General features: G+C 61.7%; 20 protein-coding genes. 10 read left to right on the forward strand and 10 right to left on the reverse strand.

All coding sequences use genetic code 11. The features are described from left to right. Positions 1-28 precede the first annotated feature (28 nt). Together J1N02_RS09560 and J1N02_RS09565 are read right to left on the reverse strand one after the other, a co-directional pair. A complete protein-coding gene (locus J1N02_RS09560; RefSeq protein ID WP_098480883.1) occupies positions 29-1,684 on the reverse strand; it encodes an acyl-CoA dehydrogenase family protein in 1,656 nt (551 codons plus the stop codon). 99 nt (positions 1,685-1,783) lie between these two features. Next, positions 1,784-4,174 carry a 7TM diverse intracellular signaling domain-containing protein gene (locus J1N02_RS09565; RefSeq protein ID WP_421147319.1) on the reverse strand — a complete coding sequence of 797 codons (2,391 nt, stop codon included), beginning with the start codon at positions 4,172-4,174 and terminating at the stop codon, positions 1,784-1,786. A gap of 276 nt (positions 4,175-4,450) precedes the next feature. Here J1N02_RS09565 and J1N02_RS09570 point away from each other — a divergent pair, with 276 nt between their 5' ends. The 4 genes from J1N02_RS09570 to J1N02_RS09585 all read left to right on the forward strand — a co-directional run bounded on the left by J1N02_RS09570 (position 4,451) and on the right by J1N02_RS09585 (position 7,987). Further along, positions 4,451-5,248: a hydroxymethylpyrimidine/phosphomethylpyrimidine kinase gene (locus J1N02_RS09570; RefSeq protein ID WP_027605261.1), complete on the forward strand. Its 798-nt coding sequence runs from the start codon at positions 4,451-4,453 to the stop codon at positions 5,246-5,248. A gap of 32 nt (positions 5,249-5,280) precedes the next feature. After that, positions 5,281-5,904, forward strand: a complete 624-nt coding sequence (thiE, locus tag J1N02_RS09575) for a thiamine phosphate synthase (RefSeq protein ID WP_027605260.1) — start codon at positions 5,281-5,283, stop codon at positions 5,902-5,904. Between the two features lie 18 nt (positions 5,905-5,922). Further along, a complete protein-coding gene (gene hemL / locus J1N02_RS09580; RefSeq protein ID WP_027605259.1) occupies positions 5,923-7,206 on the forward strand; it encodes a glutamate-1-semialdehyde 2,1-aminomutase in 1,284 nt (427 codons plus the stop codon). Positions 7,207-7,432: 226 nt separating this feature from the next. Then, complete coding sequence (locus tag J1N02_RS09585) at positions 7,433-7,987, forward strand: tetratricopeptide repeat protein (RefSeq protein ID WP_027605258.1); 555 nt, start codon at positions 7,433-7,435, stop codon at positions 7,985-7,987. A 3-nt stretch (positions 7,988-7,990) separates the two neighbouring features. On the opposite strand, the gene J1N02_RS09590 is transcribed toward J1N02_RS09585, so the two are convergent. The 6 genes from J1N02_RS09590 to J1N02_RS09615 form a co-directional block, all read right to left on the reverse strand. Beyond that, positions 7,991-9,103 carry a succinylglutamate desuccinylase/aspartoacylase family protein gene (locus tag J1N02_RS09590; protein WP_027605257.1) on the reverse strand — a complete coding sequence of 371 codons (1,113 nt, stop codon included), beginning with the start codon at positions 9,101-9,103 and terminating at the stop codon, positions 7,991-7,993. A gap of 9 nt (positions 9,104-9,112) precedes the next feature. Next, positions 9,113-9,823 (reverse strand): ABC transporter permease, encoded by a 711-nt coding sequence (locus J1N02_RS09595; protein ID WP_027605256.1) that lies wholly within the window; start codon positions 9,821-9,823, stop codon positions 9,113-9,115. After that, a complete protein-coding gene (locus J1N02_RS09600) occupies positions 9,820-10,536 on the reverse strand; it encodes an ABC transporter permease (protein ID WP_027605255.1) in 717 nt (238 codons plus the stop codon). The genes J1N02_RS09595 and J1N02_RS09600 overlap by 4 nt, the downstream gene beginning before the upstream one ends. Before the next feature lie 17 nt (positions 10,537-10,553). Further along, entirely contained in the window at positions 10,554-11,312 is a 759-nt protein-coding gene (locus J1N02_RS09605) for a transporter substrate-binding domain-containing protein (protein ID WP_115487522.1), read from the reverse strand. A 38-nt stretch (positions 11,313-11,350) separates the two neighbouring features. Further along, positions 11,351-13,405 carry an FAD-dependent oxidoreductase gene (locus J1N02_RS09610; RefSeq protein ID WP_027605253.1) on the reverse strand — a complete coding sequence of 685 codons (2,055 nt, stop codon included), beginning with the start codon at positions 13,403-13,405 and terminating at the stop codon, positions 11,351-11,353. Between the two features lie 229 nt (positions 13,406-13,634). Further along, positions 13,635-13,961, reverse strand: a complete 327-nt coding sequence (locus J1N02_RS09615) for a DUF1820 family protein (protein WP_003215457.1) — start codon at positions 13,959-13,961, stop codon at positions 13,635-13,637. A 131-nt stretch (positions 13,962-14,092) separates the two neighbouring features. Between J1N02_RS09615 and miaB the strand changes: the two genes are divergently transcribed. The 5 genes from miaB to lnt all read left to right on the forward strand — a co-directional run bounded on the left by miaB (position 14,093) and on the right by lnt (position 19,424). Further along, positions 14,093-15,421, forward strand: a complete 1,329-nt coding sequence (gene miaB, locus J1N02_RS09620) for a tRNA (N6-isopentenyl adenosine(37)-C2)-methylthiotransferase MiaB (RefSeq protein ID WP_027605252.1) — start codon at positions 14,093-14,095, stop codon at positions 15,419-15,421. A gap of 133 nt (positions 15,422-15,554) precedes the next feature. Then, positions 15,555-16,559 carry a PhoH family protein gene (locus tag J1N02_RS09625; RefSeq protein ID WP_421147320.1) on the forward strand — a complete coding sequence of 335 codons (1,005 nt, stop codon included), beginning with the start codon at positions 15,555-15,557 and terminating at the stop codon, positions 16,557-16,559. After that, positions 16,552-17,010: an rRNA maturation RNase YbeY gene (gene ybeY / locus J1N02_RS09630; protein WP_027605250.1), complete on the forward strand. Its 459-nt coding sequence runs from the start codon at positions 16,552-16,554 to the stop codon at positions 17,008-17,010. The genes J1N02_RS09625 and ybeY overlap by 8 nt, the downstream gene beginning before the upstream one ends. Before the next feature lie 42 nt (positions 17,011-17,052). Beyond that, positions 17,053-17,892: an HlyC/CorC family transporter gene (locus tag J1N02_RS09635; RefSeq protein WP_005791724.1), complete on the forward strand. Its 840-nt coding sequence runs from the start codon at positions 17,053-17,055 to the stop codon at positions 17,890-17,892. An 8-nt stretch (positions 17,893-17,900) separates the two neighbouring features. Then, entirely contained in the window at positions 17,901-19,424 is a 1,524-nt protein-coding gene (gene lnt / locus J1N02_RS09640; RefSeq protein ID WP_027605249.1) for an apolipoprotein N-acyltransferase, read from the forward strand. A gap of 74 nt (positions 19,425-19,498) precedes the next feature. Here the strand turns inward: lnt and J1N02_RS09645 are convergent, their stop codons facing one another. After that, positions 19,499-20,260, reverse strand: coding sequence for a YdcF family protein (locus J1N02_RS09645; protein ID WP_421147321.1), 762 nt, complete (start codon positions 20,258-20,260; stop codon positions 19,499-19,501). 97 nt (positions 20,261-20,357) lie between these two features. Then, positions 20,358-20,675 carry a hypothetical protein gene (locus tag J1N02_RS09650; protein WP_115487516.1) on the reverse strand — a complete coding sequence of 106 codons (318 nt, stop codon included), beginning with the start codon at positions 20,673-20,675 and terminating at the stop codon, positions 20,358-20,360. A gap of 261 nt (positions 20,676-20,936) precedes the next feature. Here J1N02_RS09650 and leuS point away from each other — a divergent pair, with 261 nt between their 5' ends. Next, complete coding sequence (leuS, locus tag J1N02_RS09655) at positions 20,937-23,543, forward strand: leucine--tRNA ligase (RefSeq protein WP_421147322.1); 2,607 nt, start codon at positions 20,937-20,939, stop codon at positions 23,541-23,543. Positions 23,544-23,565: the final 22 nt, after the last annotated feature.

The raw sequence follows: 23,565 nt of genomic DNA on the forward strand, positions 1-23,565 counted from the left end.
CAAGCCCCCTCCCACATGTGGACCGTGTTTATTCAGAGACATTGGGACTTGAGCGCGCGACGATGGCCCCGACATCGACGCCACGCGGCAAGGTGCCGTAGACGCGGCCAGACGACTGGCCCAAACGGCTGGCGATAAAACCATCGCTGACCGCCGCATGACCGGCCTCCAGCAGCAACTTGGCCTGTAGCGCCACGGCAATATCCTCGGTCAACTGCCGTGCGCGGTACTGGATGTCCTGGGTGTCCATGAACGCCGACTTCAGGTGTTCGATATGCCGTGCCAACTGCTTATCGCCATGCCCGTCACCGAGTTCGACAAACAGCGCTTCCAGCACGCCGGGCTCCTTGGACAGTGCGCGCAGCACGTCCAGGCATTGCACATTGCCGGAACCTTCCCATGTCGAATTCACCGGCGCTTCACGGTACAGGCGCGGCAGGATGCTGTCCTCCACGTAGCCCGCGCCGCCCATGCATTCGGCGGCTTCGTTGATCATCGCCGGGGCGCGCTTGCAGATCCAATACTTGCCCACCGCCGTCACCAGCCGAGCGAACTTGGCTTCCCGCTCATCGCCCAGATTGTCCAGGGCGCAGCCCATGCGCATGCTCAAGGCCAGCGAGGCTTCGCTTTCCAGGGCGAGGTCGGCCAGCACGTTTTGCATCAGCGGCTGCTCGCTGAGCACACGGCCACCGACCCGGCGATGAGCACAGTGATGGCTAGCCTGGGTCAGCGCCTGGCGCATCAAGGCACTGGAACCCACCATGCAATCGAAGCGGGTCATTGCGACCATCTCGATGATGGTCGGCACGCCACGCCCCTCTTCACCGATCATCCAGGCCAGGGCCCCACGAAACTCCACTTCACTGGACGCATTGGAGCAGTTGCCCAATTTGTTTTTCAGGCGCTGGATATAGAACTCGTTGCGGGTGTCATCCGGGCGGTGCCGGGGCAGCAGGAAACAGGTCAGGCCTTTGTCGGTCTGGGCCAGGGTCAGGAAGGCATCGCACATCGGCGCGGAGCAGAACCACTTGTGACCGACCAGTTCATAGGCTTGCCCGGGCCCGCCGGCGCCCACCGGATAGGCGCGGGTGGTGTTGGCGCGCACGTCGGTGCCGCCCTGCTTCTCGGTCATCGCCATGCCGATGGTTGCACCGGCCTTGTGGGCAATGCCGACATTGCGCGGGTCATAGTGGGTGCTGAGGATTTTCGGCAGCCAGGTCTGCGCCAGGTCCGGTTGCAAGCGCAGGGCCGGGACGCAAGCGAAGGTCATGGTCAGTGGGCAGCCGGTGCCGGCCTCAGCCTGGCTGTGCAGGTAGGTCATGGCCGCACGCGCCACATGGGCACCGGACTGTGGATGGGCCCACGGCAGCGACGGCAGGCCATGCTCGACCGCGGTGCCCATCAGCTCGTGGTAGGCCGGGTGAAACTCCACCAGGTCGATGCGATGCCCATACCGGTCATGGCTGCTGAACACCGGTTTGTTCTGGTTGGCCAGGAACCCGGCCGCCATCAGCGGCCCGCCGGCCAACGCCCCGTAGGCATCGATGCGCGCCTGCGCCCAGCCGGCGCCAAAGCGTCGCGACCAGTCTTGCAGGGGCGCGTCGATGCGGTACAGGTTGGTGCCGTCCAGGGAGGGCGGCTGGTTGGTGACGTCGTGGGTTTCGGCGAACTGATGCAGGTTCATGACAGGCCTCCTGGAAAAAGGCCCTGTCGAATGCGCACCTACCCATAAAGGCGCAGATCGATTGAGGCCGGTTTTTTCAGTTAAGCACCGTCATCCAGGTTAAAAAAGTGGCATACCCGCCGAATGCCCGGCGCTTTCGCCCTCGAGCGTGCTCAACAGGTGGCGCTCCAGTACCGCCTGCAGCGCCTCGAAGCGCACCGGCTTGGCCAGGCGATCGGTGATGCCGATGCCATGGCTGCGCTCGCGCTCGGACGTGTGCAGCGACGTACTCAAGGCGATCACCGGCAATTCACCGCAGCCCGGCAGTGCACGAATCTGACAACACAACGAGAAGCCGCCTTCGGGCACATCCAGCAAGACCGCGTCGAAGCTTTGCCCCTGCAAGGCCGCCAACGCCGCCGGGCCACTGTCCACGGTTTTCACCCGGTAACCCAGCTTGAGCAACATGCCGCGCACCGCCAACTGGCCGACGCTGTTGTCATCCACCAGCAATACCGCGCAATCCTGGGGCGCGCGTTGCCGGCCGGGCGCCGGTTTTGCCTCGATCGGCACCGGGCTGACGTTCACGTCCAGCTGGAAGCGGCTGCCCTTGTGCGGCTCGGAATGATGGGTAAGGCGCCCGCCCAACAGCTCGATCAATTGCCGGCAGATGGCCAGGCCGATGCCCAGGCCGCCGTATTCGCGGGTCATGGAGCCATCGAGTTGGAAAAAGCGCTGGTACAAGGTCGCCTCGTCAAGGAAGGCGAAGCCAATACCGGTGTCGGTCACAATGAAGCTCAGGCGCACGTCGCCATCACTGTGAGGCACACCCACCACCCGCAGGCGCACGGAACCTTCGCGGGTGAACTTGAACGCATTGTCCAACAGGCAATCCAGGCACTGGAGCAGTTTGTCGGCGTCGCCCACCACACGGTCCGGCAGCTCATCGGCCACATCGATGGAAAATGCCAGGCCTTTGCCTTGGGCGCTGGTGTTGAATTGCTGGCGCAAGGTGTCGAGCACGCCGCGCAGGCTGAACACCCGAGGCTGGGCACTCAGGCGCCCGGCCTGCAATTCGGTGAGGGTGAGGATGCCGTTGACCATGCGCATCATGTCCCGTGCCGAACCGGCGGCCGTTTGCTGGTACTGCGCCAGGTCGTCGTCCAGCGGCACCGTTTGCATCAGCTCAAGGGAGCCGATCACACCGTTCATGGGCGTGCGCAGTTCGTGGGTCAGCGTCGCGAGGAATTCATCCTTGAGACGGTTGCTGCGGGCCAGTTGCTGGTTGAGCACTTCGAGCTTCTGGCTGGCATCGAACAGGATCTGTGCCTGTTGTTCACGCATGGCATTGATGCGGTCGGCGAGGGCCAGGGATAGCAGCGCCACTTCAATTGCCGAGCCGATCTGGCTGGCGTACATGGTGAGGAACACATTGGGCAAGTAGCCCAGCACCATCAGCGTGTTCACCACCCCGCCCAGCAGGAACGCCGACCACGCGATGATGAAATACCGCGCCACCCGCTGGCCGCAGTACCAGGCCTTGATGGCGGCGACGAAGATGGTCACGGTGAATACCAGCGCCAGGCCGGTCGCCAGGCGCAAGGCCAGGGCATAGCTGGTCAGCAGCGCCAGCGCCATCACAGCGCCGCCGCACACCGCCAGTGCCAGCAAGAGCCGGTTGAGCCAGCGGCTGTGCTGCGCGGTATGCAGGAAGCTGCGGGCGAACAGGCTGCCGAACAGCGCCGCCGAACCGATCAGCAACGGCACCGCCGCATTCGCCCACCACGGGTTGTTCGGCCAGAAGTACTGCACGGCTACGCCATTGACCGACAGCTGGTACAGGCCAAACGAGGCGATATAGAGGATGTAATACAGGTAGCTGGTGTCGCGCACGCTCAGGTAGATGAACAGGTTGTAGACCAGCATCCCCAGCAGGACGCCATAGATCACCCCCAGCACCGACAGGCGCAGCGGTTGTTGCTCCAGGTAAGCGGTGCCGGCCCAGAGCGTCAACGGCGCCTGGATCGAGCCCTCGCTTTGCAGGCGCAGGTAGAGCGTTTGCTGCTGGTCGGGCACGAAATTGAGCTTGAACAGGTAGTTGCTCTGGCTGACCTCCCGGCTGGAAAAAGGCAGCGCACTGCCGGTACGGCCGGCCAGCCGATAGTTGCCGGTGCCATCGTTCTGGTACAGGTCCAGATGATTCAGCGGCGGGTAAGCCAACTCCAGGAACCAGGTGCGGGGGGCACGGGGGTCCCTGGCCACGTAATGCAGGTCGACCTTGAGCCAGAACACCGAGCGCGAATAGCCGGCGTTGAGGGTGGCTTTGTCATGGTGCTTGAATTGAGCAGCGTAGGCGGGAGAACTTACTTCGGCGATGGTGAGGGCATCGGTGGGGTCTTCGAGCACTTGCATGGCTCGGCCCAGCGGCAGGCTTCGGGTGTCCTGGTTGAACTCGATGGCGCTGGCGAGCATCGGCAGCCCGCACAACAATAAGATCAGCAAATAGCGCATAGAGCCCCAGCGTGGCCTGTCCGGTTATGTCAAAAGCCCCCCATTCCTTTTGAGAAGACGTACACCGGCGGTACAGTTAAGTTGTTTGAATCCACTTTAGCATAGCCGCTAAAGGCCATTGGACACCATTGAAATAATTTTTTGAAAGGCTCTAGAACAAGGCTTTCAGAGCGTTTTCGCAGCCGAGCACACGCCAAAAAAGCGGCGTTTGCGCGACAACATTCAACCATCGCCCGAAGGCCCCGCCAAAAGCGTTTGGTGGTAAGCTCGCGCACCATGAATATCTACAGCTCTCGCCCCGTTGTCCTCTGTCTCTCCGGCCATGATCCCAGTGGTGGCGCCGGCTTGCAGGCAGATATCGAAGCCCTGCTCGCCCAAGGCTGCCATGCGGCCCCGGCCGTCACTGCCCTCACCGTGCAGAACACCGTCAATGTCAGCGATTTCCGCGTACTGGACCGTGAGTGGGTAATGGCCCAGGCCAATGCCGTCCTCGGTGACTCCGACGTGGCGGCGGTCAAGCTGGGCATGCTCGGCTCCACCGCGATGGTCGACACCGTGGTCGAACTGCTGCAGGCGCACCCGCACCTGCCGGTGGTGTGCGACCCGGTGCTGCGCGCCGGCGGCGGTGGCAGCCTGGGCAAGGACGAAGTCGGCTACGCCATGCGCGAGCGGCTGCTGCCGTTATCGCTGATCGCCACGCCGAACCTGCCTGAAGCCCGCATCCTCGCCGAACTGCCCGAGGGCACCGCCGACGAATGCGCCGCGAAGCTGTTGCCGTTCATCAAGCACCTGTTGATCACCGGCGGCCATGGCGATGAGCATGAAGTGCACAACCGTCTCTACAGCCGTGATGGCACGCGCCAGACCTTTACCTGCCAGCGTCTGCCCGGCAGCTATCACGGTTCGGGCTGCACCCTGGCCAGCGCCCTGGCCGGACGGATCGCCCAAGGCGAAGGGCTGGTGAGTGCGGTGCAGTCGGCACTTAACTACACTTGGCGCACCCTGCGTGATGCCGAACAACTCGGCCAGGGCCAGTTCGTACCGCGCCGGCTGCCGCTGGATTTCTGCTCGTAACTATCTGCTCTTAACAGCAAGAGGCCTGCCCGATGAAACTACGTGGCCTTTACGCCATTACCGACAGCCAACTGTTGGCCGGCAAGTTCCTCGCCTACGTCGAAGCGGCATTGGACGGTGGCGTGACCCTGCTGCAGTACCGCGACAAAAGCAGCGACGAAGCCCGGCGCCTGCGCGAAGCGGAAAAACTGCGGGAGCTGTGCTCGCGCTACAAGACCCAGCTTATTATCAATGATGACTTCGACCTGGCCGCCCGCCTGGGCGTCGGCGTGCATCTGGGCCAGACCGACGGCCCACTGACGCCGGCCCGTGCGCTGCTCGGCTCCAAGGCGATCATCGGCGCCACCTGCCACGGCCAGATCGAACTGGCCGAACAGGCGGCGAAGGAAGGCGCCAGTTATGTCGCCTTCGGCCGCTTCTTCAATTCCAACACCAAGCCGGGTGCTCCGGCCGCCACCGTTGAAATGCTCGCCGAGGCCCGCAAGCGCCTGCATGTGCCGATCTGCGTGATCGGCGGCATCACCCTGGAAAACGCCGGACCGTTGGTGGCCCAGGGTGCCGACCTGCTGGCCGTGGTCCACGGCCTGTTCGGTGCCGACAGTACCCAGGAAGTCACGCGCCGCGCCCGCGCCTTCAACGCATTAATCAAATCCTGAATTCAGAGAGCCCTCACCATGTCTCGTTCCGAAACCCTGTTTGCCGATGCCCAGAAACACATCCCCGGCGGTGTGAACTCCCCCGTGCGTGCGTTCAAAAGCGTGGGCGGCACGCCGTTGTTCTTCAAGCATGCCGAAGGCGCCTACGTCACCGACGAAGATGACAAGCGCTACGTGGATTACGTCGGCTCCTGGGGCCCGATGATCCTCGGCCACAGCCACCCCGACGTGCTGGACGCCGTGCGCAGGCAGCTGGAACACGGCCTGTCCTACGGCGCACCGACCGCCATGGAAACCGAGATGGCCGATCTGGTCTGCAGCATCGTGCCGTCGATGGAGATGGTGCGCATGGTCAGCTCCGGCACCGAAGCCACCATGAGTGCGATTCGCCTGGCCCGTGGTTTCACCGGCCGCGACAGCATCATCAAGTTCGAAGGCTGCTACCACGGCCATTCCGATAGCCTGCTGGTCAAAGCCGGTTCCGGCGCGCTGACCCAAGGCGTACCCAGCTCGGCCGGCGTACCGGCAGCGTTCGCCAAACACACCCTGACCCTGCCGTTCAACGACATCGGTGCCGTCGAGCAGATGCTCAGCGAAGTCGGCCAGGACGTGGCGTGCATCATCGTCGAGCCGGTGGCCGGCAACATGAACTGCGTGCCGCCCGCCCCAGGATTTCTGGAAGGCCTGCGCGAACAGTGCGACAAGCACGGCGTGGTGCTGATTTTCGACGAAGTGATGACCGGCTTCCGCGTTGCCCTCGGCGGTGCCCAGGCGCACTACGGCGTCACGCCGGACCTGAGCACGTTCGGCAAGATCATCGGGGGCGGCATGCCCGTGGGCTGCTTCGGCGGCAAGCGCGAAATCATGCAGCACATCGCGCCGCTGGGCCCGGTGTACCAGGCCGGCACACTCTCGGGTAACCCGCTGGCCATGGCGGCCGGCCTGACCACCCTGCGCCTGATCAGCCGCCCGGGCTTCCACGCCGAGCTGACCGACTACACCACCCGCCTGCTGGACGGCCTGCAACAGCGCGCCGACGCCGCCGGTATCCCGTTCGTGACCACGCAAGCAGGCGGCATGTTTGGCCTGTACTTCAGCGGTGCCGATGACATCGTCACCTTTGATGATGTGATGGGCAGCGATGCCGACCTGTTCAAGCGCTTCTTCCACCTGATGCTGGAGGGCGGCGTGTACCTGGCGCCGAGTGCCTTCGAAGCCGGCTTCACCTCGATCGCCCATGGCGATGCCGAGCTGAAACTGACTCTGGATGCCGCCGAGCGCGCCTTCGCCGCCCTGAAATAAGCCGGAGCAAAAACCTGACGTCGCTGTGGGCGGCGTCAGATTTGCTACTTTGCCTACAGGGATTTCCTTATTTTTCCGAGAATTTACCTGCAATCCGGCAGATAACTTGCCCAAGCAGCAGAAAAACGAGTAAAGACTTTGTAAGCAGAGGCCTGCTTATTTCATAATGCGCGCTTATTGGATCCCGAGAGGATCCGCGCGCCCCGTCAGAGGTAAGTCGATTCCCATGAAACGCACCGGCCGCACCCTGGTACTGGGCTGCCTGTTGCTCCTTCAGCCGCTGCTGGCACAAGCCCAGGCAGGCGGCAACTCGTTGTTAATCCCAGCGATGGGTCGTTGCACCCTCAATACCCAGCCGGACAGCCAGGCCGAAGCCCTGAGCGCGTGTCAGAAACAGGCCGACGATGGGGATGCGCAGGCGCAATACGAGTTGGGCGAGTACTACCACGACAGCAAGAACCCGGCCCGTGACCTCAACAAAGCCTTGAGCTACTTCGAGAAAGCCTCGCTGCAGGGCCACGCCCAGGCGCAATTCCAGTTGGGCACCATGTTCTTCAAAGGCGAAGGCGTGCCGGCCAATAACGTCCAGGCCTATATCGTGCTGAAAATGGCCGCGGTCAACGGCGCCGAAGACGCGCTGGACACCGCCGACGAAGTCGCCGAGCACATGCAACGCGATGAATTGGAAGTGGCCACCCAGGTCCTGGGGCAGATTTTCCGCAACTACCTGCTGGAGCTGCAGAGCGCCGATGGGCGCTCGCCCTTCTCACCCCTGCCCTGATGCTCAAGGCGATAACAGATACCCCTGTCGATAGGCCTTCGCACCTGCGACATGGGCAATGGTCATTCCCGCAGTTGCCATTCGCCGCACTGAACGAACATACAAAAGCCCCCCACGCGTACAAACCACCGGTGTGACGCGGTCGGTGATCGGATCAATGATTTCGGCCAGGGTTTGCCCCGCCTCCAGGTAATCGCCCACCTGCGCGCAAAACACAATCAAACCTCCCACCGGACTCATCACGGGCTCTACCCCGGCCAACGGCGTCGGCCGGTTGAGTAATGCCGGCGGGCATGACGTCTGGCCATCAATGGCTCCGCACTGAATCAGGTACTGAATCAAAGCCTGGCAATCCTGACGTGCCAGCCCATGGTCCACATCGGCAACCCCTCGTAACTCAACCGTCACAGCGAACCCGGGTGGCGAAAAGCGCCCAGGGAAACGCGCCTGCATCTGCTCCCAAAACAACGTAAAGCACTCATCGAACGATTGCCCGCCTGCCTCTTTTGTCAAAAAGCAGGCCCTGGCGCCCAAGTAGCGGGCCAGGGGTTCCACCTGTGGCCAGAAATCCGGCGACAGGTACAAGTGCTGCACGGCTTCGAAATCACAGTGCAGGTCCAACACGATATCGGCGTCACAGGCCAGCGCCTGCAGGGTCAGGCGCATTGACTGCAATTGCGTCGCCGGCACTTGGCTGGCGAGCGCTTGCCGAAGGCTCGAACGAATCAGCTGCAGATTGCTGGCAGGATCATCAGTCAACAGACCTTGCACGCAATCACCGACCTGCTGGCTGACATCAGGGAAGAAACGATTGAAGTTCTCCCGGCTGTCGTTATCGAAGCGCCCCTGGGGCACATCCATCAGCACTTGCTCCAACCCCAGCGGATTGGCCACCGGCACGAGGACGACCGACCAACGCAACAACCCGGCCGCTTCCAGCTGCGCCAACCGTTGCTTGAGATGCCATAAAACCAGCATCCCCGGCAGCTCATCGGCATGCAGCGACGCCTGGAGATAGACCTTCCCCGATGCATTGCCCGGACCGTAATGAAAACTATGGATCTGTCGCGTCGTACCTGGCACGGCCGCCAGTAACTCATGCACATGAGTCTGCATATCGACCCCCTATCGGCCCGGATCAAGAAAGCGCAGCCATCGCCGTTCTGCCAGGCGAAACAGACCGACCAAGGCAAAGGTGATGCACAGGTAAAGGGCTGCGGCGAGGCCGAAGGATTGGAAGGTCAGGAAGGTGGCAGCGTTGGCATCCCGGGTCACTTTGAGGATGTCCGGCACGGTGGCGGTAAACGCCAACGTGGTGGAGTGCAGCATGAAGATCACTTCATTGCTGTAGTAGGGCAATGCGCGGCGCAGGGCCGAAGGCATGATCAAGTGGACATACAGCTTCCAGCCATCGAACCCCAGGGACCTTGCAGCCTCGATTTCACCACGCGGCGTCGCTCGAATGGCACCCGCCAGTATTTCCGTGGTGTAGGCCCCGGTATTCAAGGCGAACGCCAGCAGCGTGCAGTTCAGTGCGTCGCGGAAAAACCCATCCAGCAGTGGTTGCTCACGCACTGCGGCAATGCTGTAGATCCCGGTGTAGAAGATGAGCAACTGGATATACAGCGGCGTACCGCGAAACAGATAGGTGAAGCTTTGCACCGGCCAACGCCACCGGCGCCGGGAGGACGCCCTGGCAATGGACAGTGGCAGTGCAAGCAGCAGGCCGAAACACAGCGAGGCACTGGTCAGCCATAGGGTCATGGCCAGGCCCGTCAGTTGTTGACCGTCGGAGTAGAGCAAGGGCCGCCAGTATTCCTGAATCAGCTCGATCATCGCGGCGACTCCTGCACACCCCCGCAGTAGCGACGCTCCAACCAACGCAATACGAGGTTTGAAACGCTGCTGAGCACTAGGTAGATCAACGCCGCCATCAGCAAAAAGGCCAACACCTGCTGGCTGCTCTTGCCCGCTACCTGGGCCACTTTGATCAAATCCGCCAGGCCGATGATCGATACCAGCGCAGTGGCCTTGAGCAAAACCATCCAGTTATTGCCCAGCCCTGGCAGGGCGAACCGCATCATTTGCGGGAATATCACGTGCACAAAACCTTGGCTGAAGGTCATGCCCAAGGCCTTGGCGGCCTGGAACTGACCGCGAGGCACGGCCAGCAAGGCGCCGCGAAAGGTTTCGGTGAAATAGGCGCCGTAGATAAACCCCAGGGTGAGCACTCCTGCGCTGAAAGGGTCGATTTCGATGTAGGCCCAGCCCAGTTCCTGCGTCAGACGACTCAAACCGGTTTGCACTCCGTAGAAAATCAACAACATCAACAGCAGGTCCGGCACCCCACGGATCAGGGTGGTGTAGAGCTGTGCGCAGAAGCGCCAGGCCCTGCACCCGGACAACTTGGCGCCCGCACCGAGCAGGCCGAATGTCAGCCCCAGCAGCAGCGACAGCAGCGCCAGTTGCAACGTGACCCAGACACCGCGCAATAACAACGGCGCGAAGCCCTCCAGGGTCGCAGCGAACTGCGTGAAGGTAGGTAGCATGGTTGCGCCCTCGCCGATCATTGACCGCTGAACATGTCCACACCCGGGAAGTACTGTTCCTGTAACCGGGCATAGGTGCCATCCGCGTGCAGGGCGGCCAGCCCTTTGTCCAGCAAGGCTTTTAACGCGTGATTGCCCTTGGCGATACCAATGGCACTTTGGGAGGGCATCAGTTCGCTTTCAATCAACGGTCCCAGCACAAACCCCGCGCCTTGGGGCAAGCGCAAAAATCCGCTTTGCGCCTGCTGAGCATCTTGCAGCGAAGCCTGCAAGCGGCCCGCCACCAGGTCGGCGTACACCTGCTCCTGATCGGCGTACGCCACGACCTTCATGCCCTGTTTAACAAGCACTTGGCGGGCATAGGTTTCCTGGGTACTGCCCTGTAAGTAGCCAACGGCCGTCCCCTTGGCCAGTTCAGTGCCGGGGCGGAATACCATGGCAGTGGGACTGGAAAACACCTCCGAGGAAAAATCGATCACCTTTTGCCGTGCTTCAGTAACCGTCATTGAAGCCAGGATTGCGTCGATCTTGCCGGCGTTCAGGCTCGGGACCAGTCCGTCGAAGTCGCTTTCGACCCATTGGCAGCGAATCTTCAAACGCGCGCATAGAGCATTGCCTATATCAACTTCGAAACCGGTCAAAGTTCCCGCACTGTCCTTATAGGCAAACGGCGCATAGTTGGGGTCGGCACCGAAACGAATTACCGCATAGTCCCTGGCAACGAGTGGCGCACTTACAAATAACATGGCGAATAACATCAGGATTATTTTTTTCATTATTGTATTCCTCGTTATTAATCAAACAGCAGGACTGGCTACACTTCGATAAACGGAATCTCTCGTCGTAGAAACAAAGAATCAGCAGGCGCATCAAACTCTCGTGCCATTCGATGCCCGGAATACACCGCCGCAGCAATCGTGCCCGGCGCCATACAGTCGCCGATCAAGGTCAGCGTACTGATACCGGCCGCCAGTGATTGTTCGGGTGCGTTATTCAACGCCTGAAACAGCGCCTGCTCGGGCTCGCGGGAGGTGACCAACACCAGTGATGCGGCTGGAATGAAGGAGGTCCGCGCGGTGTAGACGCACCCTGCCAGCACACCTTCCGGCATACCACTGACCAGTGTATGGGACGGGATGATCGTGACATTCAACTCCAGCAGCCGGCGCTGGATGCGATGCTGCTCCAGGGTGTTGTGGGTCCAGGCCGCCACATCCGCCGCAGGGGTGACGAATATCACGTCGAGTCCCCGCGCCACCAGGTGCTCGGCCAACACACTGCCCATGTAATAGTGATCGTCGTCGAACAGCAGCACCGGTGAAGGCGGTAGTACACCCGCCATCAGATCGTCCGGCGTCAGCACGGGCAGGCACTCCAGGCCCGGTAACACCCACCGCAGGGCGCGCCCCAACCCGTCCCGCCGCCAGCGAGAGCCGGTGGCGATAAATACATGCTCGGCAGCAAAGTCGAGGACGTCCTGGGCCTGCAAAGGACTTTCCCGATAAACCTCGACCGATGCCAGGCGGCTTAAGGCATCCAGTCGATAATCGATGACCCGCGCCCAACTCGCCAGCCCCGGAAGCCGCGCCTCCAAGGCTACGCGTCCGCCCAGCGTGCGCTGGCTGTCCACAAGCGCAACGTCCATCCCTCGCGCGCCCAGTATCCGCGCGCACTCAAGCCCAGCAGGGCCGGCGCCGACCACCAGCGCGCGCCCTGGCTCATCCGCCCGCTTCACCGCCTCCGGGTGCCAGCCGCGCCGCCACTCCTCGCCCATGGTCGGATTCTGAGTACAGCGCAAAGGCGTGCTGGTGTGATCGCCACTGACACACACATTGCAGCCAATGCATTCACGGATCTCTTCAGCGCGCCCCTCTTCAATCTTTTTTGGCAGGAAAGGATCGGCAATCGAAGGGCGGGCCGCACCAATGAGGTCGAGAACGCCACGGCGGACCATGGAGGCCATGGTGTCCGGCGAGGTGAACCGCCCGACGCCTACCACCGGCTTGCAGGTCAGCGATTTGAGCCCCAGCAGGAAGGCCTCTTGATAACCTTCCGAGGCAAAGCGCGCGGTGACGCTGTCATTGGACCAATCGGCGACATTCACATCCCACAAGTCCGGCAAGTCCGCCAGCATCGAGAAAACTTCAGCCCCTTCGCCCTCGCGACACAGACCGCCGGCCATCTGCTCATCCACCGCCAGGCGCACCGCCACGGCGCATCGATCACCCACCGCATCGCGGGTGTCCTCAATCAGTTCGCGCAGCAGGCGCACGCGGTTTTCCAGCACGCCGCCGTACTCATCGGTGCGGCGGTTATTACGTGGTGTGAGGAAATGGAAAGGCACACTCAGGTCATGCCCGGCATAGACATAGATGATGTCAAACCCCGCGTCCCGCGCCCGCAGCGCGGCTGCGCGGTGCATGGCGCGTAACTGCTGGATATCGGCACGACTCATGGCCCGCGCCTGGACGGGGTCATAACCACGCACCGGCGTATTGGAGGGCGCCCAGGGGATTTCACGGCTGTAGCGGTTGGGCGCGGAGTAACCATTGAACGCCAATTCGATGCCGGCCAGTGAACCGTGCTGGTGGACCGCCTCGCACATCAGTGCGAGTGCCGGAATGTCGCGTTCATCCCACAAGCGCGCCTCTATGTAAGGGGAGAACTCGCTCAGCGGGCTGATTTCACACTCTTCAGTGCAAACCACGCCCCAACCGCCCTCGGCTTTTATGCCACGCATGCGGGCCATGGCCGAGGGGTGCACATGGCCCATGCCATTACAGTGGGGAACTTGATAAAAACGGTTGCGGGTGCGAACCGGGCCGATTTGCACCGGTTCAAACAGAATGTCATAGCGAGGATCGCGCACGGGGCTACTCCCGAACAGATAAGTTCGTTAATGACTGCGTGAGAAGAAACTCGGCGTTAACTAATGGTGTGGTTTAACAGTGTTGAAGTACGGGAAAACTTCGAGGCATTTTATTCTTGATGTAGTCATGGCACCCCCTCGGCATGGACGAAAACTGCTACTTTTCCAGCAGAATGTCCATGCACTACAGGTGCATTTCAGAAGCGTCCTACAAATTCATCAAGAGACTTTACTTCTCAGGCATCGGCATCGGAAACGGCATGACATTGCTCATGCCCCGGGCTTCGCTGATTTTCGGCGTGCCCAGGCGCTCGACTTCGTCGATGCGCACGATCGAATGCATCGGCACAAAACTGCGCACCACGCCTTCGAACTGGGCCTTGAGCTTTTCCTCGCCCGGGTCGACGACCAGCTGTGTGCGCTCGCCAAAGACGAACTCTTCCACTTCCAGGAAACCCCACAGATCACTTTGATAGATCTGCTTGGCGTACATTTCGAACACCTGGCCCTGGTTGAGGAAAATCACCTTATAGATTGGAGCTTCACGTTTGGTCATGGTGGGTGAGGAACACATGGGGGATATAAAAGAGGGCGCGAACTATAGCATGGCACCCGATGCACAGTGCTAGGAACCGATGGGCATGACCCCTATAATGCGCGGTTCTTTACCACCAGTTGACGATTCCCATGGCCAAGAAGCTTTATATCGAAACCCACGGTTGCCAGATGAACGAGTACGACAGCTCGCGCATGGTCGACCTGCTGGGTGAACACCAGGCCCTGGAAGTCACCGCCCGCGCCGAAGATGCCGACGTGATCCTGCTCAATACCTGCTCGATCCGCGAGCGGGCCCAGGACCGTGTGTACTCGCAGCTGGGCCGCTGGCGCGAATTGAAGCTGGCCAACCCGGACATGGTGATCGCCGTCGGCGGTTGCGTGGCCAGCCAGGAAGGCGCCGCGATCCGCGACCGTGCGCCGTATGTCGACGTGGTCTTCGGCCCACAGACCCTGCACCGCCTGCCGGAAATGATCGACGCCGCACGCATCACCAAGCTGCCCCAGGTCGACGTCTCGTTCCCGGAAATCGAAAAATTCGACCACTTGCCCGAACCGCGCATCGACGGGCCGAGCGCCTACGTGTCGGTGATGGAAGGCTGTAGCAAGTACTGCACCTTCTGTGTGGTGCCCTACACCCGTGGTGAAGAGGTCAGCCGGCCGTTTGACGACGTGCTCGCAGAAATCATCCACCTGGCCGAAAACGGCGTGCGCGAAGTGACCCTGCTGGGCCAGAACGTCAACGGCTATCGCGGCCTGACCCACGACGGGCGCCTGGCTGACCTGGCGGAGTTGATCCGCGTGGTCGCTGCGGTGGATGGCATCGAGCGCATTCGCTACACCACCTCGCACCCGCTGGAATTCTCCGACAGCCTGATCCAGGCCCATGCCGACGTGCCGGAACTGGTCAAGCACCTGCACTTGCCGGTGCAGTCGGGCTCGGACCGCATCCTCTCGGCGATGAAACGCAACCACACCGCCCTGGAATACAAATCCAAACTGCGCAAATTGCGTGCAGCGGTGCCGGGCATCTGCATCAGTTCGGACTTTATCGTCGGCTTCCCCGGCGAAACCGAGAAAGACTTCCAGCAGACCATGAAGCTGATCGAAGACGTCGGTTTCGACTTCTCCTACTCGTTCGTCTACAGCCAGCGCCCCGGCACCCCGGCGGCGGACCTGTTGGATGAAACCCCGGAAGCGCTGAAAAAAGAGCGCTTGAACGCGCTGCAACATCGCCTCAACCAGCAGGGTTTCGAGATCAGCCGACAAATGGTCGGTTCGATCCAGCGCATCCTGGTCACCGACTACTCGAAAAAAGACCCTGGTGAATTGCAGGGCCGTACCGAGAACAACCGGATCGTCAACTTCCGTTGCGATAATCCGACATTGATCGGTCAGTTTGCCGACGTGCATATCGATGCGGCGCAACCGCACTCGCTGCGCGGCTCGCTGGTGCAATAAAGGTGAGAGGGGGACAAGCCCCCTCCCACATTGGAACCGTGCAACATTCCAATGACGTAAGTGCTTTCGTACCCGCGTCACTGGCGTTATCCTCTCTTTCACCTAAACAGCCAAAGGGCGGCTAAAAGCAACCTTGAACGCACCCATAGCAGAACCCCATCGTTTTCTCCTCGAGCCCTTTGAGGCTCGCCGTTTCGCCAACCTGTGCGGACAGTTCGACGAGCACCTGCGCCTGATCGAGCAACGCCTGAGCATCGAGATCCGCAATCGCGGCAATCAGTTCGAGCTTATTGGTGAACCCCAACACACCACGTCTGCAGAAAACCTGCTGCGCCGCCTCTACCGTGAAACCAAGGGTAGCGAGCTGTCGCCGGAAACGGTGCACCTGTACCTGCAGGAATCCGCCGTGGAAGACCTGGCCAACAACCCGGTGGCCGAAGCCAGCGTGGCCCTGCGCACCAAAAAAGGCATGATTCGCCCGCGCGGCTTGAATCAGCAGCGCTACGTCAAGGAAATCCTCGGCAACGACATCAACTTCGGCATCGGCCCCGCCGGTACCGGCAAGACCTACCTGGCCGTGGCCTGTGCGGTCGACGCCCTGGAGCGTGAGCAAGTACGCCGTATCCTGCTGGTGCGCCCAGCGGTCGAGGCCGGTGAAAAACTCGGCTTCCTGCCCGGCGACCTGGCCCAGAAGATCGACCCGTACCTGCGCCCGCTCTACGACGCGCTGTACGAGATGCTCGGCTTTGAATACGTGGCCAAGCTGATCGAGCGCCAGGTGATCGAGATCGCCCCGCTGGCCTACATGCGCGGCCGCACCTTGAACAACAGCTTCATCATCCTCGACGAAAGCCAGAACACCACCGTCGAGCAGATGAAGATGTTCCTCACCCGGATCGGTTTCGGCTCCACCGCCGTGATCACCGGTGACGTCACCCAGGTCGACCTGCCCAAGGGCACCAAGTCCGGCCTGGCCCAGGTGATCGAGGTGCTCAAGGACGTGCCGGGTATCAGCTTCACGCACTTCATGCCCAAGGACGTGGTCCGCCACCCGCTGGTGCAGCGCATTGTCGAAGCCTACGAGCGCTTCGACCACCGCGATGACGCAGCGGCCAAGGACGTTCGCCGCGATGCTTGAGCTTGACCTGCAGCTGGCCACCGAAGCGCCCGCCCCCAGCGAAGAACAGTTCCGTCAATGGTGCGCCCTGGCCCTGCGCCAGCGCAGCGCCGACTCGGAACTGACCATCCGCCTGGTGGACGAGCCCGAGGGCCGCGAGCTGAACCACACCTGGCGCCAGAAGGACTACGCGACCAACGTGCTGTCGTTTCCCGCCGACGTACCCGATGAGTTGCTGGATATCCCCCTGCTGGGCGACCTGGTGATCTGCGTCGAGGTGGTCGAGCGTGAAGCGAAGGAACAAGGCAAGGAACTTGAGGCTCACTGGGCCCATCTAGTCATCCACGGCTGCTTGCATCTCTTGGGTTACGACCATATAGACGATGAAGAAGCCGAGGAAATGGAAGCACTGGAACGAACGTTGCTTGCAGAATTGGGTCACCCGGATCCATATGCAGACGACGAAAACTGATCAACACTCAACTGTCACATCAAAGGATTTAGAGTAATCGCTATGAGCGAAGACCGATCGAGCAACGGGCAAAAGTCATGGCTGGGTAAACTGACCCAGGCTTTTGCCCACGAGCCGAAAAACCGCCAGGAGCTGCTGGAGCTGCTGCGCGAGGCCCACCAGAACAAGTTGCTGGACAGCGAAGCGCTGGCCATCGTCGAAGGCGCCATCCAGGTGGCTGACCTGCAGGTTCGGGACATCATGGTCCCGCGCTCGCAGATGATCAGCATCAAGGCGACCCAGACCCCACGGGAATTCCTCCCGGCCGTGATCGACTCGGCGCACTCGCGCTACCCGGTGATCGGCGAAAGCCATGACGACGTCATGGGCGTCCTGCTGGCCAAGGACCTGCTGCCGCTTATCCTCAAGGAGAACGGTGACAGCTTCAACATCAAGGACTTGCTGCGTCCGGCCACCTTCGTGCCTGAATCCAAGCGCCTGAATGTGCTGCTGCGCGAATTTCGCGCCAACCACAATCACATGGCCATTGTGATCGACGAATACGGCGGCGTGGCGGGCCTGGTGACCATCGAAGACGTGCTGGAACAGATCGTCGGCGACATCGAAGACGAACACGACGTCGAAGAAGACAGCTATATCAAGCCGCTGCCCAGCGGTGACTTCCTGGTCAAGGCGCTGACGCCGATCGAGAACTTCAACGAGTTCTTCGACAGCGAATTCTCCGACGACGAGTTCGACACCGTCGGTGGCCTGGTGATGAGTGCGTTCGGGCACCTGCCCAAGCGTAACGAAACCACCGAGATCGGCGCCTATCGCTTCCGCATCCTGAATGCCGACAGCCGCCGCATCCACTTGATCCGCCTGACACCTATTGCCCGCTAAGGATTGATATGCGCCGTCTGACCCGCCCCGGCTGGCCCGGTAATCTGCTGGCCGTGGTGGCCGGCGCCATCACCACCCTGGCGCTGGCGCCGTTCGACCTGTGGCCGTTTGCATTGGTTGCGGTCGGATTGTTCTATGTCGGGCTGCGGGAGCTGACGCCGCGCCAGGCCCTGGGCCGTGGCTGGTGCTTCGGGTTCGGCCTGTTTGGCGCCGGCACCAGCTGGATCTACTACAGCATCCACCACTTCGGCGGCGCTTCGGTGCTGCTGGCGGGGTTCCTGATGCTGCTGTTCACCGCCGCCATTGCCTGGTTCTTCGCCCTGCCCGCCTGGCTGTGGGCGCGCTGGCTGCGTCGCAATGAAGCGCCGTTGGCGGATGCGCTCACGTTTGCCGCGTTGTGGGTCGGCCAGGAAGCCTTTCGCGGCTGGTTCCTCACCGGATTCCCATGGTTGTATTCCGGTTACAGCCAGCTCGACGGCCCGCTAACCGGCCTGGCGCCAGTAGGCGGGATGTGGCTGATTTCCTTTGCCCTGGCGCTGACGGCCGCCCTGCTGTGCAACCTGCCGCGCCTGCTGGCCGGCAAACGCAATGGGTTTATCGGCGCCGGCCTGGTGTTGCTGGTAGCGCCCTGGGCCATCGGCCTGGCGCTCAAGCATCATGCCTGGACCACGCCGTCCGGCGCGCCGCTGAGCGTTGCCGCGATTCAGGGTAACGTCGAACAAAGCATGAAGTGGGACCCCGAGCAGCTCAATGCGCAGCTCGCGCTGTACCGCGACATGAGCTTCAGCTCCAAGCCGGTCGACCTGCTAGTGTGGCCGGAAACGGCGGTGCCGGTGCTCAAGGAGTCCGTCGAGGGCTACCTGGGAATGATGGGCAAGTTTGCGGCCGACCGGCACACCGCGTTGATCACTGGCGTGCCGATACGCCAGGAAGTGCATCACCAGAAGCGCTACTTCAACGGCATCACCGTGGTGGGTGAAGGTGACGGCACCTACCTCAAGCAGAAACTGGTGCCGTTTGGCGAGTACGTGCCGCTGCAGGACATGCTGCGCGGCCTGATTGCCTTCTTCGACCTGCCCATGTCGGACTTCGCCCGGGGCCCTGCCGACCAGCCGATGCTGCAAGCCAAGGGCTATCAGATTGCGCCGTTCATTTGCTACGAAGTGGTATACCCGGAGTTCGCCGCCGGCCTTTCAGCCCAGAGCGACCTGCTGCTGACCATCAGCAATGACACCTGGTTCGGCCGCTCCATCGGCCCCTTGCAGCACCTGCAAATGGCGCAGATGCGTGCGCTGGAGGCTGGCCGCTGGATGATCCGCGCCACCAATAATGGCGTGACCGGGTTGATCAACCCGTTTGGGCAGATCACCGTGCAGATCCCGCAGTTCGAACGCGGCATTCTCTACGGCGAAGTGGTGCCGATGCACAACCTGACGCCGTACCTGCAATGGCGCTCGTGGCCGCTGATCATCGTGTGCCTGGCGCTGTTTGGTTGGGCGTTGCTGGCAGGCCGGATGGCCAAAACCGTTTAACAGCCAACGCGAAACAAAATGTGGGAGGGGGCTGGCCCCCTCCCACACTTTGATCTGCATTTTAATCAGCAGGGTTATCGATAGAACAACCGGTAGCCTAGCTGCCCCACCGCTTCATTGATCAACTGCCCGCTCTGCCACACCGACTTGAACTCCGGCATCCAACCGCCCAGCGGCCGAGCGTTGTCCACGCCAAGGAACCCCACCGGCGCCGGCACCACGGTGAAGCCGGCCTTTTCAAAACTCCACACCGACCGCGGCATGTGCCAGGCCTGGGTCACGACCACCACACGCTTGATGCCCTCGGGCAATAGAATCCCGGCACTCATCTGCGCGTTTTCCCAGGTGGTGCGGCTGCGTTCTTCCTTCCAGCGCACAGCAACGCCGAAGTCATCCTGCATCGACACCGCCATCAACTGCGCCTCGCTGGGCGGCGTGCCGTAATGCAGGCCACCGGTGGTCAGCACCGGCAGCCCGGAGGCCTTGGCCAGTCGCGCGGCATACCGCTGGCGCTCCAGGCCGATACCGGTCGGCTGATCAGAACCCCAGGCCGGGTCGCCGCGCTCGCGTCCCGAGCCCAGCACCACAATGGCATCGGCGCGGCGGGCCAGGGTCGACCAGTCTTCACGGGCCAACGGTGGTTCGGTCTCCAGGGCACGTGCGCCCCACTGCACCGCCACCGGCAGGCTGATCAACCACATGCCGCCAAACCCGAGGGCAAAGCAGCAGCCGGCCAAACGGGGGCGGCTGCGACGAAACCACCAGGCAAGGGCCAGCAGCAGCAAGAGAATGCCGGGTGGCAGGAGCAGTTGTTTGATGAAATAACGAATAGGCATCGGGCATCTCCATAGATGCCCGAAGCCTAAGGTGTAACGGGGTTTAGCGACAATCTTTACAGTGACATGGCACGATGATGTGTTCCTGGGGAGTGAACTACTTGAAGCGGGCGGACCGGAGCCTTTCCGGGCCACGACCGGCCGACAAGTCCTTGAGCCACACCACCTTGGCTGAGTGCGTAGGCTCTTTGGCTGGCGGGGTTGCCACCCAAGGAGGCGCACTGCGCCTATTACGTTCCAGGTAAGCTTTGATCAGTTCCAGCTCCGCACGGCTCAAGCCGCGCAGTTCCAACTCGACGGGCCGTTCATCACGCAATCGGCCCGCGGTCCTCGCTGCATCCAATGCACGACCCAATCGGTCGATCAGTCCTTCGTAGATTTCCGGTTTCGTTGCGATTCGCTGCGATTCAACCATCCCCTCACCTCATTGAAGAAAGAACTGCTCCCCAATAAACAGCGTAGTCACCGTGGGGGCGCCTGCCCGGCGCCGCGACAGACGGCCCTTGCCGCGCAATCAGGGTTTCCCTCGATAGAGTGGGGTCATGTATGCTACGGCGCTTCCTGTAACTCCACTTCCCGCAGGGTTTGGGCACGGACGCGCCGCTTTTTGGTGTCGAACAACCTGAACGTTGCACCGAAGAGGATTAGGCCACCCCTATTCAGTTCAAAAGTAGCCATGCACGAACAATATCAGCCCCGTGAAATAGAAAATGCCGCCCAAACCTTCTGGGACGAGCAAAAGTCCTTTGAAGTCAGTGAACAGCCAGGCAAGGAGACATTCTATTGCCTGTCGATGTTCCCTTACCCCAGCGGCAAGCTACACATGGGGCATGTGCGTAACTACACCATCGGCGACGTCATCTCCCGCTACCAGCGCATGCAAGGCAAGAACGTCCTGCAACCCATGGGTTGGGACGCCTTCGGCATGCCGGCGGAAAACGCCGCGATGAAAAACAACGTGGCCCCCGCCAAGTGGACCTACGAAAACATCGCCTACATGAAGACCCAGCTGCGCAGCCTGGGCCTGGCGGTGGACTGGTCCCGCGAAGTCACCACCTGCAAGCCGGATTACTACCGTTGGGAACAATGGCTGTTCACCCGCCTGTTCGAAAAAGGGGTGATCTACAAAAAAAGCGGCACCGTGAACTGGGACCCTGTCGACCAGACCGTCCTCGCCAACGAACAGGTGATCGACGGTCGCGGCTGGCGCTCCGGCGCGCTGATCGAAAAGCGCGAAATCCCGATGTACTACTTCAAGATCACCGCCTACGCGGATGAACTGTTGTCGAGCCTCGACGATTTGCCGGGCTGGCCTGAACAGGTCAAGACCATGCAGCGCAACTGGATCGGCAAGTCCAAGGGCATGGAAGTGCAGTTCCCCTACAACGTCGACTCCATCGGCGAAGCTGGCGCACTCAAAGTCTTCACCACCCGTCCGGACACCCTGATGGGCGCGACCTACGTCGCCGTGGCCGCCGAGCACCCGCTGGCCACCCAGGCCGCACAGAACAATCCTGAGCTGCAGGCGTTCATCGCCGAATGCAAAGGCGGCAGCGTGGCCGAAGCCGACGTCGCCACCCAGGAGAAAAAAGGCCTGCCGACCGGCCTGTTCGTCGAGCACCCGCTGACCGGCGAGAAGTTGCCGGTATGGGTCGCCAACTACGTGCTGATGCACTACGGCGATGGCGCAGTAATGGCTGTGCCGGCCCACGACGAGCGCGATTTTGAATTCGCCACCAAATACAACCTGCCGATCAAGTCAGTGGTGCGCACCAGTTCCGGCGACACCAACCCGGCCCCGTGGCAAGACGCCTATGGCGAGCACGGTACGCTGATCAACTCCGGCGAGTTCGACGGCCTGGACTTCGCCGGCGCCTTCGACGCCATCGAAGTGGCACTGATCAAGAAGAACCTCGGCGCCTCGCGCACCCAGTTCCGCCTGCGCGACTGGGGCATCAGCCGCCAGCGCTACTGGGGCTGCCCGATCCCGATCATCCACTGCCAGACCTGCGGTGACGTACCGGTGCCGGAAGACCAGTTGCCGGTCGTCCTGCCGGAAGACGTGGTGCCGGACGGCGCCGGTTCGCCATTGGCGCGCATGCCCGAGTTCTACGAATGCAGCTGCCCGAAATGCGGCGCGCCGGCCAGGCGTGAAACCGACACCATGGACACCTTCGTCGAGTCCTCGTGGTACTACGCCCGCTACGCCTCGCCGCACTATGAAGGCGGCCTGGTGGAAAAATCCGCAGCCGACCACTGGTTGCCGGTGGATCAATACATCGGCGGTATCGAACACGCCATCCTTCACCTGCTGTACGCGCGCTTCTTCCACAAGCTGATGCGCGACGAAGGCCTGGTGAGTTCCAACGAACCGTTCAAGAACCTGCTGACCCAGGGCATGGTGATCGCCGAGACCTACTATCGTCGCGAAGCCAATGGCGCCTACACCTGGTTCAACCCGGCGGACGTCGAGCTCGAGCGCGACAGCAAGGCCAAGGTCATCAGCGCCAAACTGATCGCCGACGGCCTGCCGGTGGAAATCGGCGGCACCGAGAAGATGGCCAAGTCGAAGAACAACGGCGTCGACCCTCAGTCGATGATCGACCAGTTCGGCGCCGACACCTGCCGCCTGTTCATGATGTTCGCCTCGCCGCCTGACATGAGCGCCGAATGGTCCGATTCCGGCGTCGAAGGTTCGCACCGTTTCCTCAAGCGCGTCTGGCGCCTGGCGCACGCCCATGTCAGCCAGGGCCTGCCGGCCAAGCTGGACGTAGCGTCCTTGAGCGACGAGCAGAAACTCATTCGCCGCAGTACCCACCTGGCCATCAAGCAGGCCAGTCAGGACGTGGGCCAGAACCACAAGTTCAACACCGCCATCGCCCAGGTGATGACGCTGATGAACGTGCTGGAAAAAGCCCCGCAAGCCACCGCACAGGATCGCGCACTGGTACAGGAAGGCCTGGAAACGGTCACCCTGCTGCTGGCGCCGATCACACCGCACATCAGCCACGAACTGTGGAGCCGCCTGGGCCATAGCGACGCGGTCATCGATGCGCGCTGGCCGGTACAGGATGACAGCGCCCTGGTACAGGACACGCTGCAACTGGTGATCCAGGTCAACGGTAAACTGCGCGGCCAGATCGACATGCCGGCCAGTGCCAGCCGTGAAGAAGTCGAAGCGGCCGCACGGGTCAACGAGAACGTGCTGCGCTTTACCGAAGGCCTGACGATCCGCAAAGTGATCGTGGTGCCTGGCAAACTGGTCAATATCGTCGCTAGCTAATCGGATCGGGCGTGGGGCTCAA

This window comes from Pseudomonas sp. NFX5, assembly GCF_049132125.1.
GTDB lineage: Bacteria > Pseudomonadota > Gammaproteobacteria > Pseudomonadales > Pseudomonadaceae > Aquipseudomonas > Aquipseudomonas marginalis.

Bases quoted from the DNA above. Each gene is read 5' to 3' on its own strand.
- J1N02_RS09595 (WP_027605256.1), bottom strand. From the start codon at position 9,823: ATGATCGAGCTGATTCAGGAATACTGGCGGCCCTTGCTCTACTCCGAC.
- J1N02_RS09635 (WP_005791724.1), top strand. From the start codon at position 17,053: ATGAGCGAAGACCGATCGAGCAACGGGCAAAAGTCATGGCTGGGTAAA.
- J1N02_RS09605 (WP_115487522.1), bottom strand. From the start codon at position 11,312: ATGAAAAAAATAATCCTGATGTTATTCGCCATGTTATTTGTAAGTGCG.
- J1N02_RS09650 (WP_115487516.1), bottom strand. From the start codon at position 20,675: ATGGTTGAATCGCAGCGAATCGCAACGAAACCGGAAATCTACGAAGGA.
- hemL (WP_027605259.1), top strand. From the start codon at position 5,923: ATGTCTCGTTCCGAAACCCTGTTTGCCGATGCCCAGAAACACATCCCC.
- leuS (WP_421147322.1), top strand. From the start codon at position 20,937: ATGCACGAACAATATCAGCCCCGTGAAATAGAAAATGCCGCCCAAACC.
- ybeY (WP_027605250.1), top strand. From the start codon at position 16,552: ATGCTTGAGCTTGACCTGCAGCTGGCCACCGAAGCGCCCGCCCCCAGC.
- J1N02_RS09570 (WP_027605261.1), top strand. From the start codon at position 4,451: ATGAATATCTACAGCTCTCGCCCCGTTGTCCTCTGTCTCTCCGGCCAT.
- miaB (WP_027605252.1), top strand. From the start codon at position 14,093: ATGGCCAAGAAGCTTTATATCGAAACCCACGGTTGCCAGATGAACGAG.
- J1N02_RS09615 (WP_003215457.1), bottom strand. From the start codon at position 13,961: ATGACCAAACGTGAAGCTCCAATCTATAAGGTGATTTTCCTCAACCAG.
- thiE (WP_027605260.1), top strand. From the start codon at position 5,281: ATGAAACTACGTGGCCTTTACGCCATTACCGACAGCCAACTGTTGGCC.
- J1N02_RS09590 (WP_027605257.1), bottom strand. From the start codon at position 9,103: ATGCAGACTCATGTGCATGAGTTACTGGCGGCCGTGCCAGGTACGACG.
- lnt (WP_027605249.1), top strand. From the start codon at position 17,901: ATGCGCCGTCTGACCCGCCCCGGCTGGCCCGGTAATCTGCTGGCCGTG.
- J1N02_RS09600 (WP_027605255.1), bottom strand. From the start codon at position 10,536: ATGCTACCTACCTTCACGCAGTTCGCTGCGACCCTGGAGGGCTTCGCG.
- J1N02_RS09565 (WP_421147319.1), bottom strand. From the start codon at position 4,174: ATGCGCTATTTGCTGATCTTATTGTTGTGCGGGCTGCCGATGCTCGCC.
- J1N02_RS09645 (WP_421147321.1), bottom strand. From the start codon at position 20,260: ATGCCTATTCGTTATTTCATCAAACAACTGCTCCTGCCACCCGGCATT.
- J1N02_RS09585 (WP_027605258.1), top strand. From the start codon at position 7,433: ATGAAACGCACCGGCCGCACCCTGGTACTGGGCTGCCTGTTGCTCCTT.
- J1N02_RS09560 (WP_098480883.1), bottom strand. From the start codon at position 1,684: ATGAACCTGCATCAGTTCGCCGAAACCCACGACGTCACCAACCAGCCG.